This window comes from Gilliamella bombi (assembly GCF_900103255.1).
Classification (GTDB): domain Bacteria; phylum Pseudomonadota; class Gammaproteobacteria; order Enterobacterales; family Orbaceae; genus Gilliamella; species Gilliamella bombi.
Genome location: NZ_FMWS01000088.1, coordinates 1 through 2,319 on the forward strand (window position 1 = coordinate 1; position 2,319 = coordinate 2,319).

General features: G+C 33.4%; 3 protein-coding genes. All 3 read left to right on the forward strand.

Annotated features, from left to right (window positions below):
- Positions 1-713: DUF2345 domain-containing protein (locus tag B9N71_RS12160; RefSeq protein WP_143422149.1), on the forward strand; the 713-nt coding region annotated here is incomplete at its 5' end.
- Between the two features lie 61 nt (positions 714-774).
- The gene (locus B9N71_RS12165; RefSeq protein ID WP_208610515.1) at positions 775-2,013 is read left to right on the forward strand and encodes a hypothetical protein; all 1,239 of its coding nucleotides are present in this window, start codon (positions 775-777) and stop codon (positions 2,011-2,013) included.
- 88 nt (positions 2,014-2,101) lie between these two features.
- A partial coding sequence (locus B9N71_RS12170) for a hypothetical protein (RefSeq protein WP_208610516.1) occupies positions 2,102-2,319 on the forward strand: 218 nt, incomplete at its 3' end.

A 2,319-nucleotide genomic window follows, 5' to 3' on the forward strand; every position in this document is an offset into this window, starting at 1 on the left:
CCCAAAGTGGCTTACTGGCCTATGCGCAAGAAGGCATCGCCCTAACTAGCCCTGAAAATATCCAACTATCGACAGCTAACAGCCTCACCTTAACCAGCGAAAACCAAACCGACATCAACGCTTTAAAAAATGTCACCCTATCATCGGCTGAAGCGATGGGTTTATTTGCCCAAAAATCAGGGATGAAACTATTTGCCAACCAAGGGGATATTGCGATGCAAGCCCAAAATGCCAACCTTAATATGGCAGCCAAGCAAGATATAAAAATAGACAGTGTTGATGGTGAAATACAGATAACAGCTACTAAAGCGCTGACCCTAATCTGTGGTGGTTCGTACATCAAAATCAGCAGTGAAGGCATTGAACTGGGCACGCAGGATAATATCTATCTTAAGTGTAATGTCATGCAGAAAATGAGGGTGGCACAAAAAGATAGATTCGAAATAGCACTGCCTGAAGCAATTGAAACTAACTTTTCACCAAATAAACCGAATAAAAATGATAAGTATAGCTTAATGTACCTTATGGTTAATGATGAAGGTGAGCCATATAAAAATATTGAATATTTAGCGTTTATGGAAGATGGTTCAGTCAAACGAGGGAAAACAGATGATAAAGGCTATACAGAAAGGTTTTATACAAAAAAAGAAGAAAAAATTGCTGTCCGTTTAGTATTAAGTAAAACAAGCAATGGGGAACTTATCAACCAATAAAAAATTGCATAAAAATCATTAATAATTAATATGATACATTTTTAAATACAATGATAACATAGTGGATGAAAATTTAATGACAGTATACAATATATTTACAAGCATAGAGACAAAAACCAATCATGAATATATTATTTATGAAATGGAATTATATAAAATGGACGACAAAGGTAATAAAATTTATGCTTTAGAATCAACAGGTAAACAGCCGTTACAAGCTGATATGAAAACATTAATTCACCCTTCGTTAGATATTTCAGATTCCGAAGACACATCATATATATTAGAGCTGAATCTTTACCATAAATTAGGTAATGATGAATATGAAGTATTACCTGAACCTATGACTGCAATTATCCCTCTTAAGGGATTTTTAACATCTGATAAAAAATGGGGATTATCGCGGGAATTTCAATACAATGAAACAACAGAAAAAACACAATATGGCGACGTACCCATATATGAAGTAAAAATAACCTTTAAATCAAGATCTTTTGAAGCTAAAGAACATCCGGCTGGCGATCCGCAAGATCCTTTTACCAAAGCTAAAATAGAAAGAGCTTTGCAATTAAGATTAGCCAAATACGATTTTCCTGATCAAGGTGATGCCAGTTTATGTGGACCTGCAGCTTTTTTTTATTGCTTATTGATGGATAGACCAGACTTATATAAACAGATTGTCAAAGAACTTTGGGAATCAGGTAAAACTAAAATTGGCACATTAAAAATAAAGCCTGGTTATAATTGTCGTCATCCTACAAATTTTTTTACAAATGATTCAAGAGGGTATATCCCAAAAGTTCCGTGCATAGATTGGATTACCTTGGCAAGTTTAAGGGATTCAGAAAACAGTGTTTTTGATTATGATTCGCCTGATGATCAATTCTCAGGTATTACAACTGCAGAAGACCTTAAAACATGGTTTGAAAAGTCTGGCGCTAAAATTTTATACAGCATCAATACAAGTTTAATTGATCAGATCCGGGGACCGCATTTAACTTTACAAGATTTATGTCGTTTAAATTCTTATATTAGCCCTGAAACACATGTTGTTGTATTAATAGCAGCAAAAATGATTAGTAATCAGGGTATTTTAACAACTAAAGACCACTGGGTAGTTTGGACAGATAAATTAAAATTACTCGATGGTCAGGAAATAACAGAACAAACAGCAATAACTGAAAAGATTAAGCTTGAACTATTTTCATGGGGCACGGTAAAAAAATGGTGGGATTCAAAATCTTTAGGTGAAGTTATGCAAAACTCCTTCGCAGCTATGGTGGTAAGTAAAATTCCTTAAATAAAAAATATATGGCAATAAAATAAATGGTAAAGTGTTTAAAAAACACTTATTTTTAATAAAAATTCAATTAATCGCAATAAACCATATGAAAAAATCACGATATTATTTAATGTTAATCGTTAACTTATTTTTAGTTCTTTCACTTACTGGGTGTTTTTGTAGCGGAAAATTTGAAGTGCTATCTGAATCTTTACCCAATGCCGCTTTTGGTAAACCTTATTATGCTGAAATAAATATTAATGTTGGTGTAGTTCGCAGTGATTCCTATCATATTAAACCTGAAAATTCAGGGCTTGAGCTATC